At 72.9% G+C, this 17,026-nt stretch carries 15 protein-coding genes and 1 pseudogene; 7 read left to right on the forward strand and 9 right to left on the reverse strand.

Features of this window, described 5'->3' with window-relative positions:
• Positions 1–228 precede the first annotated feature (228 nt).
• From G443_RS18890 to G443_RS18900, 3 genes are all read left to right on the forward strand, one after another.
• The gene (locus tag G443_RS18890) at positions 229–825 is read left to right on the forward strand and encodes a response regulator transcription factor (RefSeq protein ID WP_026419472.1); all 597 of its coding nucleotides are present in this window, start codon (positions 229–231) and stop codon (positions 823–825) included.
• 624 nt (positions 826–1,449) lie between these two features.
• Positions 1,450–2,022 carry a sigma-70 family RNA polymerase sigma factor gene (locus G443_RS18895; RefSeq protein WP_026419471.1) on the forward strand — a complete coding sequence of 191 codons (573 nt, stop codon included), beginning with the start codon at positions 1,450–1,452 and terminating at the stop codon, positions 2,020–2,022.
• Between the two features lies 1 nt (position 2,023).
• Positions 2,024–3,013, forward strand: a complete 990-nt coding sequence (locus tag G443_RS18900; RefSeq protein WP_051314121.1) for an anti-sigma-D factor RsdA — start codon at positions 2,024–2,026, stop codon at positions 3,011–3,013.
• A 190-nt stretch (positions 3,014–3,203) separates the two neighbouring features.
• Here the strand turns inward: G443_RS18900 and G443_RS18905 are convergent, their stop codons facing one another.
• Positions 3,204–3,614 (reverse strand): DUF5319 domain-containing protein, encoded by a 411-nt coding sequence (locus G443_RS18905; RefSeq protein ID WP_103057047.1) that lies wholly within the window; start codon positions 3,612–3,614, stop codon positions 3,204–3,206.
• A gap of 174 nt (positions 3,615–3,788) precedes the next feature.
• Between G443_RS18905 and guaB the strand changes: the two genes are divergently transcribed.
• Together guaB and G443_RS18915 are read left to right on the forward strand one after the other, a co-directional pair.
• Complete coding sequence (gene guaB, locus G443_RS18910; protein WP_026419470.1) at positions 3,789–5,333, forward strand: IMP dehydrogenase; 1,545 nt, start codon at positions 3,789–3,791, stop codon at positions 5,331–5,333.
• Between the two features lie 151 nt (positions 5,334–5,484).
• Complete coding sequence (locus tag G443_RS18915; protein ID WP_026419469.1) at positions 5,485–6,615, forward strand: GuaB3 family IMP dehydrogenase-related protein; 1,131 nt, start codon at positions 5,485–5,487, stop codon at positions 6,613–6,615.
• Positions 6,616–6,639: 24 nt separating this feature from the next.
• On the opposite strand, the gene G443_RS25580 is transcribed toward G443_RS18915, so the two are convergent.
• From G443_RS25580 to G443_RS18930, 3 genes are read right to left on the reverse strand one after another with little or no spacing between them, the layout of a single operon-like run.
• Complete coding sequence (locus tag G443_RS25580) at positions 6,640–8,118, reverse strand: aldehyde dehydrogenase family protein (protein ID WP_162147320.1); 1,479 nt, start codon at positions 8,116–8,118, stop codon at positions 6,640–6,642.
• Between the two features lie 50 nt (positions 8,119–8,168).
• A complete protein-coding gene (locus tag G443_RS18925; RefSeq protein ID WP_026419468.1) occupies positions 8,169–8,384 on the reverse strand; it encodes a hypothetical protein in 216 nt (71 codons plus the stop codon).
• The gene (locus G443_RS18930; RefSeq protein WP_051314118.1) at positions 8,381–9,841 is read right to left on the reverse strand and encodes a PspC domain-containing protein; all 1,461 of its coding nucleotides are present in this window, start codon (positions 9,839–9,841) and stop codon (positions 8,381–8,383) included. The genes G443_RS18925 and G443_RS18930 overlap by 4 nt, the downstream gene beginning before the upstream one ends.
• 208 nt (positions 9,842–10,049) lie before the next feature.
• Between G443_RS18930 and G443_RS18935 the strand changes: the two are divergent.
• A pseudogene (locus G443_RS18935) lies at positions 10,050–11,470 on the forward strand (ATP-binding protein).
• 51 nt (positions 11,471–11,521) lie between these two features.
• Entirely contained in the window at positions 11,522–12,208 is a 687-nt protein-coding gene (locus G443_RS18940; RefSeq protein ID WP_026419466.1) for a response regulator, read from the forward strand.
• 205 nt (positions 12,209–12,413) lie between these two features.
• Here the strand turns inward: G443_RS18940 and G443_RS18945 are convergent, their stop codons facing one another.
• The 5 genes from G443_RS18945 to G443_RS18965 all read right to left on the reverse strand — a co-directional run bounded on the left by G443_RS18945 (position 12,414) and on the right by G443_RS18965 (position 16,944).
• Entirely contained in the window at positions 12,414–13,001 is a 588-nt protein-coding gene (locus G443_RS18945) for a hypothetical protein (RefSeq protein WP_253860245.1), read from the reverse strand.
• A gap of 203 nt (positions 13,002–13,204) precedes the next feature.
• Positions 13,205–14,179, reverse strand: coding sequence for a serine/threonine-protein kinase (locus tag G443_RS18950; protein ID WP_372492992.1), 975 nt, complete (start codon positions 14,177–14,179; stop codon positions 13,205–13,207).
• 160 nt (positions 14,180–14,339) lie between these two features.
• Positions 14,340–15,071 carry a hypothetical protein gene (locus G443_RS18955; protein ID WP_026419464.1) on the reverse strand — a complete coding sequence of 244 codons (732 nt, stop codon included), beginning with the start codon at positions 15,069–15,071 and terminating at the stop codon, positions 14,340–14,342.
• A gap of 157 nt (positions 15,072–15,228) precedes the next feature.
• Positions 15,229–15,906 (reverse strand): hypothetical protein, encoded by a 678-nt coding sequence (locus tag G443_RS18960; protein ID WP_253860246.1) that lies wholly within the window; start codon positions 15,904–15,906, stop codon positions 15,229–15,231.
• Between the two features lie 303 nt (positions 15,907–16,209).
• Positions 16,210–16,944: a PIG-L deacetylase family protein gene (locus G443_RS18965; RefSeq protein ID WP_026419462.1), complete on the reverse strand. Its 735-nt coding sequence runs from the start codon at positions 16,942–16,944 to the stop codon at positions 16,210–16,212.
• Positions 16,945–17,026 lie beyond the last annotated feature (82 nt).

The raw sequence follows: 17,026 nt of genomic DNA on the forward strand, positions 1-17,026 counted from the left end.
CCGACTGGGAGATCCGTGGCGGCCTTTGTTCACGCAAAGACGCTTGCTTTACGCCCTCTGCGTCGTCAGTGTGACTAGGTAGCCTGACGTTCGTCCAATCCGGTGAACGGATGGGCAGACTGTTAGGAGCAATTTCTTGACGGATTAAGTACCGGATCGGGTCAAGGTTTGGCGCTCGGCGTCCGATAGGGGATGTGGAACGTCACTCGGCTGCAGGAAGGAGTTCCCGTGACGACGGTCTTGATCTGCGATGACCGGCGCAGCGTCCGGGAAGGGCTCACTCGCGTGATGTCGGCTGTCCCCGGTGTGAGCCGGATCGACTGCGTTGCTCACGGGGACGAGCTGCTCGCTCGGTTCTCGCGGCAGGCTGTCGACGTGGTACTGGTCGGCACCCAGCGCGCGGTCCCGACAGGGGTGGAGGCGACCAGGAGGTTGATGGCCGCCCATCCCCAGGCGAACGTCATCGTCTTCGGTGCCCCGGACGACGCCGGCAGCATCGCGGCCGCCATCGCTGGCGGGGCCCGCGGTTACCTCCGGTGGGACGCCTCCCGACCCGAACTGGTCGCCGCGCTGGCCCACACCCTCGCCAGCACCGCCGTTCCCGCTCCTCGTCAGCCCTCCGACCCCGGAGTGCAGCTGACCGAGCGGGAGCTCCAGGTGCTCAGGGGGATGAGCCAGGGCAAGAGCAACGGGCAGATCGGACGCGAGCTGTACCTCTCGGAGGACACCGTGAAGACGCACGCCCGGCGGTTGTTCCGCAAGCTGGGTGTGCGGGACAGGGCACAGGCGGTCGCGCACGGATTCCGGCGCGGCCTGGTGTCCTGACCGGTGGCACCCCACCGGAAAGCGGACGGCGGCGCGCCGGGCAGCGACATGCCCGGCGCCACCGCGTGAGCCGTCCGCGTGGAAAGGGGCATCCCGGGTTCCGGCGCGACACCGGAACGAGGTTCGGCGGCCCGGTCGCCGTGTCACGAGGATGCCCATCCCCGGCAGTCCAGCAGAGTTCGCGCCTGACGCGGCACCGCCGTTGGTGTGTTCCCGGAGCCCGTCCTCCCGGCGGCTCGGTCGAGCGTCGCGGGCGCCCCGCACCCCTCCCCGCGTGCCGCCGCCCAGTGGCGGGGCGCCCGCTCCCCGGGCGTGTCCCGCTGCTCCGCCCGGGTGTGAGGTTCTTCACGGATGGCCTGGTAGGGGCCTCGGAGAAGCACCAGTTGATCCGCTCGTCACGGAGTTTTGCCATACTGCTGGTTTGGTGGCCCGCCCACGCCGGGCGCCCACTACGACGTTCGAGCTCACCTGCACGTGGGAAGAGGAGTCGAGTGGTGATCACGACCAGCACACGGTCCGAACGAGTGTCCCCGGTACGGTGGACACGATCGGCGCGCTGAGTCGTGGGTTACTCACTGTCGACATTCACGTTCGCCTACCGTAACGCCAGGGCTGTTTTCTGCGATGACTAACTTGGGGGACGGGCTGGAAGCCGTCGTCGGCGACGCCGTCCGCGGCGATCGCCAGGCGATCGATCGCCTGTTGGCGACCATTCGTCCCCTGGTGGTGCGGTACTGCCGCGCCAGGGTTGGCAGGCAGGAGCGCTCCTTCGCCTCCGCTGACGACGTGGCTCAGGAGGTGTGTCTCGCCGTGCTGACGGCCTTGCCCAACTACCGGGACCAGGGGCGGCCGTTCCTTGCCTTCGTGTACGGGATCGCCGCGCACAAGGTCGCCGACGCCCACCGTTCCGCCGCGCGTAACAAGTCGGAGCCCGTCTCCGAAGTTCCAGACGCACCGGAACGTGAGGCGGGTCCCGAGCAGCGCGCCATGCAGGACGAGCTGTCCGAGCGGATGGGGCAGCTGCTCCGGGTCCTGCCAGCCAAGCAGCGGGAGATCCTCCTGCTGCGGGTGGTGGTCGGCCTGTCGGCGGAGGAGACGGCCGAAGCGGTCGACTCCACCCCCGGCGCGGTTCGGGTCGCCCAGCACCGCGCGCTGGCTCGGCTGAGGAAGACACTCGCCACTGAGGAGGTGGTCTGAAGTGGGTGAACTGGACGGTCAGGGTGATGACGAGGCCGAGCGCCAACGTCGGTCCCCGGACGACGCCCAGCCCCCGAAGGAGTCCATCAACGAGGGTGCGGAGCACATCGACCTGGCCGCGGTTCAGGACGACGACGCGCTGATCGACGCGTTGAACCGCGGGGAGACCGAAGTCGCGGGGCAGCCGATCGCCGAGCGGGAGCTGGGTGCGCTCCTGATGGCGTGGCGCCAGGACCTCGACACCGATCCGCTCCCCGAGACCTCTCGGGAGAGCATCGAGACCGCCGTGGCCGAGTGGCCGACCTCACTCGGGACGCGCCGCCGACGACCCATGCTGGTGCCACTGGCCACCGCGGCCGCGGTGTTGGCCATCGCCTTCACCGGGGTGGGCGTCGCCGCGAGGGACGCCCGTCCCGGCGACACGCTCTGGGGTCTGACCAGGGTGCTGTACTCGGAGCAGGCCGCGTCGGTGGAAGCGGCCACGACGGCGCGCAGCCACCTCGACCTCGCTCAGGCGGCGCTGCGGGCCGGCGAGTTCTCGCAGGCGAAGGAGGCGCTGGAACAGGCGCGGCTGTCCTTCGACGGGATTGGCGCCGGCGAGGACAAGGCGACGCTGCTCGCCCTCCACGAGCGCCTGCTCGGCGAGCTCAACGACCCGGACGACGGCGACGGGGGACCTCCCTCCGGCAGCGGGGACACCAGCGGGAACGAGCCGCCGCCCCACATCGCCGAATCCAGCGAGGAGTCGGCGTCGGAGGAAGAGCCGCCGGTGTCGGTCGTCACGACGACGCCGGAGACCACCACTCCCAGCGCCCCGGAACCGTCCGACCCGTCACCGACGACGCCTCCGTCCTCGCCGCCGGACGCCAGCGACCCAGACCCGACGGACAGCAGCGCCCCGGACGGTTCCCGCAGCGACGAGGAGAGCCCGAGCGTGGGCAACAGGATCTCGATCGTCCCCGGTGCCTCTCCGGAGGACGCCACCTCCTGAGACCGCCCCCCAGTGGCCAGTGTCACCCGATGGCACTGGCCACTGGTGTGCCCGGGGCGGGTGGCGATCCACCGGCCCGTTCACGCGGACCGCGAGGGTCGACGGCCGACCGGCACCGGACCAGCCGGGCGCGGGTCCGGCCGGAGGGCTGACGGGGAGGAGCCTCGCGCTCCGGGGCCGGGACGCCGACTCAGTGACCGGGGACGTGCGGCGTACCCGAGTGCTCCTCGCGCGCCGCCATGCCGTCCGCGTACCCCCGGCAGTACTCCCAGGTCACGTAGTTCGTGGGGTCCGGGTCGAACGCGGGCTCGTGCGGCCGCATCCGCCCGTCGGACAGCAGCTGCCCGAGGCTGGACCGCAGCAGCTCCCAGTCGTGGAAGTGGGGCTCGGCGCAGTCGCCGCAGTCCACCACGATCCCCCGAACCCCACGGGGTTCGAGGAGGTCCTGGTAGACGGCGAGGTCAGCGAGATCGGCGAGGATCTCGGCGCTCTCGTGCTCGTCCAGCGGACGGGCGGGTTCGTCGGTCGGATCGCTCAGCGCGCGAGCCGGGTCCTCCGGGTCGCCGGCGAACGGGTCTGGCGGCAAAGCATCATGCGACACGTGCCGCACAGTACCGCGCGCACCGCCGTGTTCGGCGTGGATACCATGGACGGCACCGCTCTACCAGGCCCGTGTTCCGCCCGGCGCCGTCGCGGTACCGAACTCGGGCGTGGCTTGCGGTTCTCCGATCGACACCGCACCGCGCCAGTGCTCCAGGAAGGCATCGCACCAGTTATGACCAGTGACTCGATTGCGACCCGGGGCTCCGTCGGGCTTCCGGGCGACGACCAGGGAGTCCCGGCGAAATTCGCCATGCTCGGCCTGACCTTCGACGACGTGCTGCTCCTGCCGGCGGAATCCGAGGTCATCCCCAGCGGCGTGGACACCGCCGCCCAGCTCTCCAGGAACGTCCGGCTCCGGGTTCCCCTCGCCTCCTCGGCGATGGACACCGTGACGGAGGCGCGGATGGCCATCGCGATGGCCAGGCAGGGCGGCATCGGGGTGCTCCACCGCAACCTCGCGGTCGAGGAGCAGGCAGCTCAGGTCGAGGTCGTGAAGCGGTCAGAGGCCGGCATGGTCACCGACCCGGTGACCTGCTCGCCGCTCGACACGCTGGCCGAGGTCGACGCGCTGTGCGCCCGGTTCCGGATCTCCGGTGTCCCGGTCACCGATCCCGACGGGACCCTGGTGGGCGTCATCACGAACCGGGACATGCGGTTCGAGGTCGACCACACCCGCCAGGTGCGCGAGGTGATGACGAAGGCGCCGTTGGTGACCGCCGAGGTCGGGGTGACCGCCGAGGCCGCCCTCGGGCTGCTGCGCCGCCACAAGGTCGAGAAGCTCCCGATCGTGGACGGCGCGGGTCGGCTGCGTGGCCTGATCACGGTGAAGGACTTCGTCAAGACCGAGCAGTACCCCAACGCGACCAAGGACCCGGACGGGCGCCTGCTCTGCGGTGCCGCCGTCGGGGTCGGACCGGACGCCCGGGAACGGGCGATGGCCCTGGTCGACGCCGGGGTGGACGTGATCATGGTCGACACCGCGCACGGGCACGCCAGGGCCGTGGTGGAGACGGTCACCGCCCTGAAGAAGGAACTCGGTGACGCCGTCGACGTGGTCGGCGGCAACGTGGCCACGAGGGCGGGGGCCCAGGCCCTGGTCGACGCCGGCGCCGACGGCGTCAAGGTGGGGGTCGGCCCCGGGTCGATCTGCACCACCCGGGTCGTGGCCGGAGTCGGTGTCCCCCAGATCACGGCCATCTACGAGGCCAACCTGGCGTGTCGCCCCGCGGGCGTCCCGGTGATCGGCGACGGGGGCATCCAGTACTCCGGCGACATCGCGAAGGCCATCGCCTCGGGCGCCAGCACGGTCATGCTCGGAAGTCTCCTGAGCGGCACGGCCGAATCCCCCGGTGACCTCATCCTGGTGAACGGCAAGCAGTTCAAGACCTACCGGGGCATGGGTTCGCTCGCCGCAATGGAGAGCCGGGGACAGGCCCGGTCCTTCTCCAAGGACCGGTACTTCCAGGACGACGTCCTCTCGGACGACAAGCTCGTCCCGGAGGGCATCGAGGGTCGCGTCCCGTTCCGGGGCCCCCTGGCCCAGGTGGTCCACCAGCTGGTGGGCGGCCTGCGGGCGGCGATGGGCTACACGGGGTCCAACACGATCGCCGAGCTGAACGACGCCTCCCTGGTGCGCATCACCGCCGCCGGGCTCAAGGAGAGCCACCCGCACGACATCACGATGACGGTGGAAGCCCCCAACTACACGACGCGCTGACGGCGCTGGGGCGCGTCGGGCCCGGTTCCGACGCGCCCCACCCGCCCCCCGCGACCGCCCGAGCCCGGCGACCGACGACCCACTGTTGGACGCCGGAACCGGCCGAACCACAATGTAGGGTCCGGTACGGAGGATGGTGTAGGGAGTTGACGTGCGGGATCAGGTGGAGATAGGCAGGGGGCGCACCGCCATGCGCGCCTACGACCTCGACGACGTCGAGATCGTCCCCTCACGGCGGACCAGGTCGTCGAAGGACGTGTCGCTGTCCTGGCAGATCGACGCGTACCGCTTCGACATCCCGCTCATGACCCATCCGACCGACGCCGTGGTGTCCCCGGCGACCGCGGTGCGGATCGGTGAGCTCGGCGGTCTCGCGGTGCTGAACGCGGAGGGCCTGTGGGCCAGGCACGCGGACGTGGAGGACGCGATCTTCCGGCTGGTGACCGCGGCCGAGGAGGCCGAGGACGCCAGCTCAGCGGTGTCGCTGCTCCAGGAACTGCACGCGGCCCCGGTGCGGGTCGACCTGCTCTCCGCCGCGATCAAGCAGATGCGCGAGTCGGGCGTGACGGTCGCCGCCAGGGTGAGCCCGCAGCACGCCGAGGAGCTGACCCCGGACCTGCTCGCCGCCGGCGTCGAGATCCTGGTGGTGCAGGGCACCATCATCTCCGCCGAGCACGTGGAGCGGGACGGCGAGCCGTTGAACCTGAAGCGGTTCATCGGCGACCTCGACGTCCCGGTGATCGCGGGCGGCGTCGGCGACTACCGCACGGCGATGCACCTGATGCGCACGGGCGCGGCTGGGGTGATCGTCGGGTTCGGCGACTCCTCCGCGACCACCACCACCCAGACGCTGGGCATCGGGGTTCCGATGGCCACCGCCATCGCGGACGCCGCGTCGGCTCGGCGGGACTACCTGGACGAGACCGGCGGCCGGTACGTGCACGTGCTCGCCGACGGCGGCATCCGCACCTCGGGTGACATCGCCAAGGCCATCGCCTGCGGTGCGGACGCCGTCGTGCTGGGTGAGTCCTTGGCCACCGCCTCCGAGTCCCCGGCGCAGGGCTACTACTGGACGGCGGCGGGCGCGCACCCGTCGCTGCCCCGGAGCGACCTCTACCCGTCGCTGAACCCGCCGCACGATCTGGAGACCCTGCTGTTCGGGCCGTCCTCGGAGCCCTACGGGACCGTGAACCTCTTCGGTGCGCTCCGCCGCGCGATGGCGAAGACCGGCTACTCCGACCTCAAGGAGTTCCAGAAGGTCGGTCTGACCGTTCGTCGCTGACCGGGTGGGGACCCGGTGCGGTGGTCAGCCGAGCCACCCACCGGCCCCGCCCCGGAGGACCAGGCGGCGTTCCACGGTGAGGGCCTCGACCGCGGCGTCCAGCGCGGCCCGCGCCGCCGCCGCCGCGGCGTCGAAGGCGGCGAGTGGCCACACGGACGGAAGCCCACCGACCACGACCTCCGCCGCCGGCCCCCGCGTGAGCGCGGTGAGGGCCGGACCGAGCCGGCGGGTGAACACCGCCAGCCGACCGGCAGCGGAGCTGGCCACGGCACGCGTGGCGGCCGTGTCGTCGGTGGCCTCGGTGACCAGCAACACCGGGCCGAGCGGGGCTGGCTCGGTCCACGCGGCGGCATCGGCTGGCACGGAGGTGAGGACGGTGGGTTCGAGGACGCTGCCGTCACGGTGACCGCCGGCCCGCAGCACGGCTCCCGCCGACACGGCGCGTTCGACCCAGCGCAGGGCGGCCCGGGCCGCCAGCTCGTCGCCGAGCGGGCCCACCTCCACGGCTGGATCATGAGGACTGCCCGTGGTGAGTGCTCGGGTCGTGGTCAGAATGCGGCTCACGAGGTCCTCGGCGGTGGCTGCGGGCACGACCACCCGTCGGACCGACGCGGCGGACCTACCGGCCTGGGCCATCGCGCCGTCCACCACGAGCCTGGCCACCACGTCGAGGTCGGACGGGGACGACCAGTCCGCCGCCACCAGCACCGCGGTGTCCCCCGGGCCGTCGGGGCGGGCCGGGCCGAGACGCGGGGAACCTCCCCCGTCGGGGACCGGGGGCGCCAGGACGCGCACGTGCTCGTCCCATCCGAGTTCGGGGAGCCGGGCCGGTTCGAGGGGGAGTACGGACAGCTCACCCCTCGGGAGTTCGGTGGAGGCGAACAGCTCACCGACCAGCAGGGCGGACAGCGGTGTCGCCGGAGGGGGAGCGAGCAGGACCGGTGCTCCCACGACGACCGCCGCCGTCACCCAGGTGACCGAACTCAGCAGCGGATCGTCCGAGGACACCAGCCCGAGCGCCGGGCCGGCGGCGAGCCGTCGGCGGACCACCACCTCGCCGCTGCCGTGCCACCGGGACCCGGCCCCCGGCGTTCCGTAGGTGGCGGCGGCGCTGGCGGCCGACCCGGCCCGTAGCACGGCGACGGCGTGTTCCACCTCGGCCCTGGACCAGGTCAACGGCTTGCCGCTCTCGGCGGTGATGGTCTCGGCGATGTCCTCGGCCTCGGAGACCAGTCGCCGGGCGACCCGATCCAGCACCGCGGCCCGCTCACCCGGGCCGAAGGCGTGCGACCGGTCGTGGGCCGCGGCGGCCTGGGTGACCGCCGTCCGCAGTTGCGCGCCGTCCGGGATCGAGACCGTCGCGACCTCACTGCCGTCGTAGGGGTGCGACACCACCTCGACGCCCGCCCGCCCCGGTTCCTCCTCCCCGGCGAGCCAGCACCCCCGGGGAGTGGGGGTGCTGGCCGGCGACTCGGGGTCGGGGAACGAATCCGTGTTGCTCACGCCCACACGGTAACGGCACCATCACGGGGTGTCCTGCGGCGCGCTGCCGGTCAGCCCCGTCCGCGCCGGGAACGCAGCGACAGCGCCAGGATCAGGACCCCGATGAACACCGCCACCGCCGCCAGGCCCACCCGCAGGTCGTTGGCTCCCAGGTACCCGGCGGCGCCGTCGGCCACGTAGCCCGCCACCCCCAGCGTCGCCAGGCCGGCGAGCAGCGTGCCCAGATCCACTCCCCGCCGCCGGGCGTTCTTCCCGTTCCCGCTCATCGCACGACCTCCACGGCTCCCATGCCGACGTGGACCTCGAGCTCGAGGACGCCGGACTCCAGTTCGTCGGCCTGGCCGACGCTGTCCACTCGCTCGACCAGGTCACTGCCGCTGGACTCGGTGCCGAGGCAGGAGTTGTCGCCGAGGTTGACGCTGCAGGTGACGTTGACGGGCAGGTCCGGGGGCAGGACGACCAGGGACTTCCCGACGACACCGACCTCGACCCTCGCGCTGGCCGTCTCCCCCTCGGGGATCGTGAGCTCGGACAGGTCGAGGTGGAGCTGACCGGCCGACACCTGGTACTCGTCGCGGAGCTGGCTGACGTCGGAGACCGTCCAGACGTGGCTCCCGATGCCCTGCCAGCCGGTCGGCGGGGCGACGGCGCTGAGCAGCAGCGTGATCGCGGCGAGGGGCCCGGCCACCCAGAACAGCCCCCGCCCGCCCCGGACGAAGGCACCGATGATCATGCCGATGCCGAGGACACCGAGCACGAGGGCGGGGATCTCCAACCAGCCCAGGCCGACGCGGGTGCCGTCCAGCAGGGCGATGGCCAGGACGACCAGCGCGACGGCCAGGGTGATCGGGGTGACCTTGGACCGCCTGGTTGGTTCGGCGGGCGGTTCCTCCTCACGGTCGACGAGACCAGTGCCGGGATCCGGGAGGTCCCAGGCGAACGGAGCGACGCCCAACGGGTCCCACTCGGGGGGGCCGTCGTGGGCGGCGCCCGAGCCGGGGACCGGGTCCGGACCGGAGGTCGACGGCGCACCCGGTTCGTAGACCGCGGTGGGCTCGGCGGGGGTGGCCGGCGTCGAGGTGTCCGCCGTGGCCGCACCCGCCGGGCTCGCGCTCGTCGCGGACCAGGAACGCCAGCCCGGGTCGGTGGCGGCGACGCCGAGGGTGGTGGCCGGCTGGCGTTCGTCCAACGGGCGCTGGCGGTGGAGCAGGAACAGCGCGCCGCCCCCCAGGACGAGCCCGGTGAAGAGGGTCAGCGTGCTGTTGTTGAGCATGATGATCACGCTGATCACGATCAGCGCGCCCAGGGCGATCGGCATACCGGGGGAGGTACTGGTGGAGCCACGGCCGACCAGCGCCTCCGCGGGGGCGGACTCGTCACCCTCCTGCGCGAGCATGAGCCAACCCAGGAGGTAGAGGATCAGGCCAGCCCCACCTATCGTGGCGAGCACGACGAACCCGACCCGGGCCAGGATCGGGTCGATCTGGTAGCGGCGGGCGATCCCCGAGGCGACACCCGCGATCTTGCGGTTGTCCACCGGTCGAGCCGGTCGGGTCCGCCACATCTCCCGCAGGGTCTCCTCGACGCCCTGGTCGCCGCGCCTGGGCGGCCGGGCGCCCGAGGACCCCCCGAACGCATGGGTGAACTGGGCCGCCCCTCGGGCGCCGTCACCCGTGCTGGGTCCACCGGGGTGTCCCCCCGGCCCCCGCTCGGAGTCGTTCACTGGAATGCACCGTCCCCTCGTTCGCTGCCGCCGGGTGGGTCGCACGGGAGCACCCGGCCCCGCTGACGTCGTGCCTGCCCGCCGTTGGGTCCATGGTCGCCCGGGGGGTACCGCGAACACATCAGGGTGCCCCCTGAAAGGTTCCCGGAGAGCCCGGGGTGGGAACGGGGGTGCACCCCCGATGACCGGCGGGAGCCTCGGTGTGACGATGGGTCCCGTGGCCGCTCAGCTGAACAGCAACCCGGACGTTCGACCGGACGCCGCGGACGAACCGCGCGCCCACCGCGCCGCGTCCCACCCGCCGCACCGGGGTGCCCCTTCCAGCAGGGAGAACCTCGGGAGCAGGGTGCCGCTACGTCGGAGACGGTCCGCGCGGGCACTCGCCGGCGTCGCGGGCGGGGTCGCCGACCACCTCGGGGTCAAGGTGCTCTGGGTGCGGGCCTTCTTCGCGCTGCTCACGGTGTGGAACGGCGTCGGCCTGCTCGCCTACGCCCTGCTGTGGGCCTTCGTTCCGCAGCGGCCGGTGGACACCGGGAAGGACCCGTCGTCCAGCGAGCGCCAGCAGACCATCGCCGTCGTCATGCTGGGCATCGGCGCGTTGGTGGCCGCCGGCTCCTTCGGCAGCATGTTCGTGGTCCCGTTGCTGGTCGTGCTCGTCGGCGCCGCCGTGGTGTGGCGGGAGGCCGACGACGCGCAGCGCCGGCGCTGGGCGGCCGGCGCGCGTTCGGGGATGCGGGGGGTCTTCGTCGGGCAGGGGGCCGCTCCGCCCTGGCCCGGACCCTGGCCGGGGCGGCGCTGGTGGTCACCGGCATCGCGCTGTTCCTGGTCGGCAGCCTCGACCTCAGCCAACTCCAGTTCGGTCTTCTCGCGGTGATCGCCACCCTCGCCGGGGCGGCCGTGCTCACCGTGCCCTGGTGGTTGCGGACGGTGCGGGCGCTGGACGAGGAGCGGCGGGCGCGGATCCGGTCCCAGGAACGGGCCGAGATCGCGGCCCACCTGCACGACTCGGTGCTCCAGACCCTGGCGTTGATCCAGAAGCAGGCCGAGGACACCAAGGAGGTGCGTCGGCTCGCCCGCAGCCAGGAACGGCAGCTCCGCGGCTGGTTGTACGGGCCCTCGGGCTACGGACGCGGGGGCGGCGGCGCGGCGGCGGGGCCGCAGGGGCCGGCCGGTCCGCCGCCCGCCGCCGACCCCACCGACAGCGGTTCGGTGGCTCCCCACAGTCCCGTCGGCCGGTCGCTGTCGGAGGTCATCGCGGAGGCCTGCGGCGAGGTGGAGGACACCTTCGCCATCAAGGTGCAGCAGGTGGTGGTCGGCGACTGCGTGGTGGACGAGCGCATCGCGGCCGCCGTCTCCGCCACCAGGGAGGCCGTCGTCAACGCGGCGAAGCACGCCGAGGTCGGTGAGGTCAGCGTGTACGTGGAGATCGAGCCCACCCAGGTGGAGTTCTTCGTGCGGGACCGGGGCAAGGGCTTCGACCAGGAGGCGGTGCCGACGGACCGGCACGGCGTCGCCGACTCGATCCGGGGCAGGATGGAGCGCAACGGCGGGAGCGCCAGGATCCGAACCGCGCCCGGGGAGGGCACGGAGGTCCAACTGCGGGTGCCCCGGGACGCGAACAGGCAGTGAACGCGGTGCCGCCGGCGTTGACGGCGGGCCGGGGAGGTGGAGGCGAACCACATGAACAGCAGCGAACAGACGCCGACCGGTGGACGTGATCCCGTCCGGGTCTTCCTGGTCGACGACCACGCGCTGTTCCGCACCGGGGTGCGGGCCGAACTGGAGCGGGCCGGCGACGCCGTCACGGTGGTGGGGGAGGCGGGCTCGGTGGCCGAGGCGGTGGCCGGTGTCGCGCACTACCAACCGGACGTCGTGCTGCTGGACGTGCACATGCCCGACGGCGGCGGCGCGGAGGTCCTGCGCAGGGTGCGTTCCACGCGCTCCTCCGTCGTGTTCCTCGCCCTGTCGGTCTCGGACGCGGCCGAGGACGTCATCGCCGTGATCCGAGCGGGGGCCAGGGGCTACGTCACGAAGACGATCTCGGCGAGGGAGCTGGTGGACGCGGTGGTGCGGGTCCGCAACGGTGACGCCGTCTTCTCACCCCGGCTGGCGGGATTCGTGCTGGACGCGTTCGCCGACCGCCCCGGCGCGCCGCCGATCAGCGACCCCGAGCTGGACCTGCTGACACCCCGCGAACGTGAGGTGCTGAGGCTGTTGGCGCGGGGGTACGCCTACAAGGAGATCGCGTCGGAGTTGTTCATCTCGGTCAAGACCGTCGAGACCCACGTGTCCAGCGTCCTGCGCAAGACCCAGTTGTCCAACCGCTACGAGCTGTCCCGGTGGGCGAGTGACCGCCGGCTGATCTGACCCGGCGGACCCGGGGGGCCCGACGGACCGGTGCGGTACGAGGAGGCGGAGCCGGTACCTCCGGGCGGGACGGCCCCACGCGGGCGGTGGGCGGGGGAGTGGCTGCCGGCCGCGTCCCCGCCGGGCAGCCGTGGTGACGTGCGGTGGTCCCCCCGGTGCCGTCCACCGCGAGCCGGGACACCCGGCGCCCCCGGCGCACGCCGCGTCACACGGGGTGCGAGTCGGCGATCAACAACCGCCCGTCGATCTCCTCGAAGTACAGGCGCACGGTCTCGTTCGACCGCCGACCGTCCTCCTTCATCTCGTACCGCACCTTGATGTCGACGGTGCCGTCGCCGTTGTACCGGGGGTTGCCCCGGACGTCGACGTCCTCCACCGAGCCCCACCAGTTCCGGTAGCTCTCGGGGTCGTTCTGGGCGGAGGGGGCGAGCAGCAGCCAGGCGTCCTCGACGTCGTCGGGCAGCATGTCGTAGTAGTCCTCGGCGGCGTCCTCGTACCGCTCGGCGGTGTCCTCCGGGTCCTCCTGCTCCTCGGTCTCCTCGACGCGTTCCGCCTCCGTCGTCGGCGGGGGTTCCGGAGTCGTCTCCTCGGTGGTCGTCTCCTCCGTGGTCTCCGGCGGTGCCTCTGGTTCGGCCCGTTCCGAGGTGTCGGAGACCTCCAGGGAGGTCTCCGCGCCGGTGAGCCGGCCGCCGGTACCGGCGTCGATCGAGTCCCCGCTGTTGTCGAAGATCACGCTCGCGAGCAGCACGCCGATGAGGGCGGCGGCCACCACGGCGATCCCGGTCAGAGCCATCGCCCTGCGGCGGGACGTGACCTCCTGGGGCGGGGCGGCGCCCTGGTTGGACGGGGCGTGCGGTGGGCCGGAGCGAGCCTGGTGCGCCTGGTGCGCCCGGTCGCGGGGCGGACCTCCGTGCGGGGCGTGCTGCGCGGGCGGCGGTGGGTCGTCGGCGAACGGGTTCGGCCCCACCCTGGTCGGCTCGGGACGACTGGCCGGCCTCAGCGGTTCGGGGCGGGGCCCCTGCTGACCGTTCGCGGGCGGGACGGGGGTGGTCGCCGCGGCGGCGATCGGTCCCGGCGGCCGGGCGGGGCCCCGTTCCCGGTGGTCGCGCCGGGTGGGGAGGGGGGCATCGCCGTCGCCGGCACCGGCTGGCCGGTGGCGACGGCGTGCAGACCTTCCCGAACCTGGGCCATCGTCGGCCGCTCGATCGGTTCCGCGCGGAGCAGCCGCATCATCAGCGCGGTCAGCGGCCCCGCGTGGCGCGGTGGGTTCACGCGTCCGGCGGCGACCATGTGGAGCAGGGCGAGGGTGTTCTCGTGCACCCCGAAGGGCGGCTCGCCCTCCACCGCCGCGTAGAGCGTCGCCCCGAGGGAGAACACGTCGGCCGCGAACCCGGGGTCGTACCCCTTGGCCACCTCGGGAGCGAGGTAGGCGGGCGTGCCGGCCAGCATCCCCGTCTTCGTGACCGTGACGTCGCCGGTCGCGCGGGAGATGCCGAAGTCGGTGATCTTGACGACGCCGTGCTCGCCGAGCAGGATGTTGCCCGGTTTGATGTCCCGGTGCACGATGCCGGCGGCGTGGGCGGCGGCGAGCGCCGCGGCCACCTGCTCGCCGACGCGGGCGACCTCCCTCGGGGGGAGGGTCCCCTGTTCCGAGAGGACGGCGGCGAGGCTGCTGGAGGGCAGGTACTCCATGATCAGGCAGGGCTGCCCCTCGGAGTCCTCCGCGACGTCGTAGACGGCGATGGCGTTCTGGTGCTGGAGACGAGCCGCGATCCGGCCCTCACGCATGGCGCGCTGTCGCGCCTCCTCCGCCTCGGAGGGGCTCAGACCGCCCTGGGGAAGTAACTGCTTGATCGCGATGACCCGGCCGAGCCGCTCGTCCGCGCCCTTCCAGACGACGCCCATCGCGCCGCTGCCGATGCGCTTCTCCAGCCGGTACCGTCCAGCGACCAGGCGACCCTCGTCGCTCACTGGCAGCTCCCATTCCTGCTCACTCCGCCACCGGGGACTCGCGTCCCGCTGGTCGCGCCGTCATCCCGAGGTCGGTGAGCGTTCGTGTTCCATCCGTGCGTCCGCGTCCGAACCGGTGGCCGCTCGGACCACCTGGCCGGAGAGGACACCCGGTGCGACTCTAACCCTGTTGGGCTGACACCAGTTCGACCTGAATGATCCGCCAAGGAGCCGACCCGCTCAACGAGACGAGGTGTTGGGCACGGAACCGGCCACCGTCGGGGTGCTCGATCGCGACGGTCGCCAGCACCCGCTGGCCACCCCGGCGCACGGCGCTCAGCACTTCGACCGAGGATACGGCCCGCCACGCGCTGACCAGCCGACCGGGGTCGGGGTTGGACAGTTCGGGGGCCAGCAGGCCCACCGCCCGGTCCGGGTCCTCGTCGAGGAGCCGGTAGAAGAGGCGGACCAGTTCGTCCCCGCTCCGGGGGCGTTGGGTGGACGCGCGCGGGTTGACGGTCGGTTCCGAGGACGACGCGGACCGTGCCGCGAGGTCCTCCTTCCCCCGTTCGCGGGCCGTCGGGTCGGAGGGGGTGGGCGTGGGGGTGGTGCTGTCCGGGGGAGTCCCGGTGAGCAGGGCGGAAACCTGGCCGGGATCCAGCGCTCCCTGCCCGACCAGCCTGCGGGGTACGGCCGAGTCGGACTCGTTCGGCGGACGGAGGTTGGTGGTGGCGTTGGTGGCGACGACGGCTCCGAACAGGACGAGCGCCCCCGCCACGGTCGCCAGTCCGTGCCGCCGCCCGGGCCGGTCCGGCACCGCCTCGACGGGGGAGGGCACGCCGTCGGGGTTGGCCTCGACGGCCGGCCCCTGGCCGGGGGTGGCGGTGTGGAGGCTGGAGCTCGAACGCCGCACGACCCCGTCCTCGTCCTCGGATACCTGTCTCCCGACCGCACCGCACGTGGGCGCACCGGTGGGACAGCTCTACCGCGACGGGCCGACGCGTGGCCAGGGTTCCTCCCCAGACTCACCCGGTCGTGGTGCCCGCGTGGCCGGTGCGGCGGCCTGGGGGTCAACCGGCGGGTTTCGCCACCACCTGGTCGTCCTCGATGCGCAGGCCGCCCACGTCGCGGAACCGCAGCTGGCGGTACTCCTTGGTCTGGCTGCCGTCCGGGCGGGTCACGACCAGGGTCGACACCGTCGTGGCGTTGGCCGGATCGATCAGGATGTGCTCGATCGAGATGTCCCGCACGTCCTCGTACCGGTCCCGCAGCGCTGGCAGGCCCGCCGCTCGCAGTCGGCCCCCCAACAACGCGTAGGCGGCCGGGAGGTCGTGCACCACCGAGTCGAGGAAGGCCACCGTCTGGTGCTTGTACTCGTCGGTGGGCACCTCGCTCGCCTGTTCGGGGCGGGCCGCCGTGGCCGTGGGCCCCAGGGTGCTGATCTCGGGCTCGGACCCCGGGGACCCCCCGCCCTCGCCCGGTGTGGTGCCAGGGGGCTCCTCGGCGTCCTCGGCCTGCCCACCGGCCGCGTCGCCGTCGGGACCGTCCGCCTGGGTGCCCTGCCCCCAGCGGGGGGACGCGGAGCCCTCGTGCTCCGACTGGTCCGCCACCGCCGTCGGCGGGGAGGGGAAGGTCTCCCGGTCCGGACCGGGCACCAGTTCCAGCCGAGGCATCGGCTGCCCGGTGGGGACCGCGGGCAGCGAGTCGATCGAGAACTCGGGACGGGGGCTGAACAGGGCGACGCTCATGCCGACGAGGCCGGTCAACGCGGCCGCCGTGGCGATGCCGGTGAACCAGGCGGCTCGCCGCCAGGTGCGCGGCGGCGTGACGGAGGCGGGTACCAGGCCCAGGTCGAACTTCTGGAGGCCATGTGGCCCGGGGGCGTCCTCGTCGTCCGGCGGGGCCTGGGACGGCCGTTCCTGGCCGGGACGCCCGCACGGCGAACCCGCCCCCGCGCGCGACGTCCGGCCACACCCGGCCTGAGCCGATGCCGACCGCCGCCTGGATCAACCTCACCGCCCATGTCCTCGCCGCCCCTCTCGTTGCCCGGTTCAGCCGACGTCGACCAGCTGGAACACCTCCGCGAGCTGGTCGGCGCCGAGCCCGTGGGCCCGGCCGTTGGCCGCGAGCTCGGCGCGGAGCCACTCCTCCAGATCGGCCAGGTGGCCGGTCTGGGAGGCGTGCGCGCGCAACGCGGCCATCTTGTGGGGGAAGGTCTCGGTGATGTCGACGGCGTGGTTGACCCGCTCCGGGGGAGCCTCGGACAACCACAGCTCCCGGACCTTCCACGCCGCGAGCCCGGCCGAGGCCAGCTCGGGGTGCGCGTACTGGTTCCGGGAGTCGGGGTAGACGGCGGCGACGGTGGCCTCACCGACGGCGCGGTGGTCCGGGTGCGACACGGCGAGTCGAGCCCAGTTGATCTCCGGCGAGTGGGTCAGGACCCGGTCCGGGCGCACGGTCCGGATCACGCGGGTGATGTCCCGGCGGAGCGCGAGGCTCGGGGTCACCGTGCCGTCGTGGTAGCCCAGGAAGGTCACGTCGGTGACCCCGACCTCGGCCGCCGCGGCGCGTTGTTCACGCTCGCGGAGCGTGGGTACCTGGGCGCGGGGCAGGTCGGCCACCTCGCCGGCCTGCCCCGAGGTGCAGACGCAGTAGGAGACCTCGACGCCCGCCGCGCGCCAGGCCGCGACGGTGCCGGCGGCCCCGAAGTCGACGTCGTCCGGGTGTGCCGTGACGACGAGCACCCGGGCGACCCTCGCCCCCGCTGTTCTCGTCCCGGTGCTCACCTGAGCAAGGGTACGACGGGCGCGGTGGGACTCCGGAGAGGGGTCGGTCGACTACTCACGGCCACGCCCCGGATGTCGTGGC

Origin of the sequence: Actinoalloteichus caeruleus DSM 43889 (genome assembly GCF_000429185.2) — a bacterium.
In the GTDB taxonomy this organism is placed as follows: Bacteria; Actinomycetota; Actinomycetes; order Mycobacteriales; family Pseudonocardiaceae; genus Actinoalloteichus_B; species Actinoalloteichus_B caeruleus.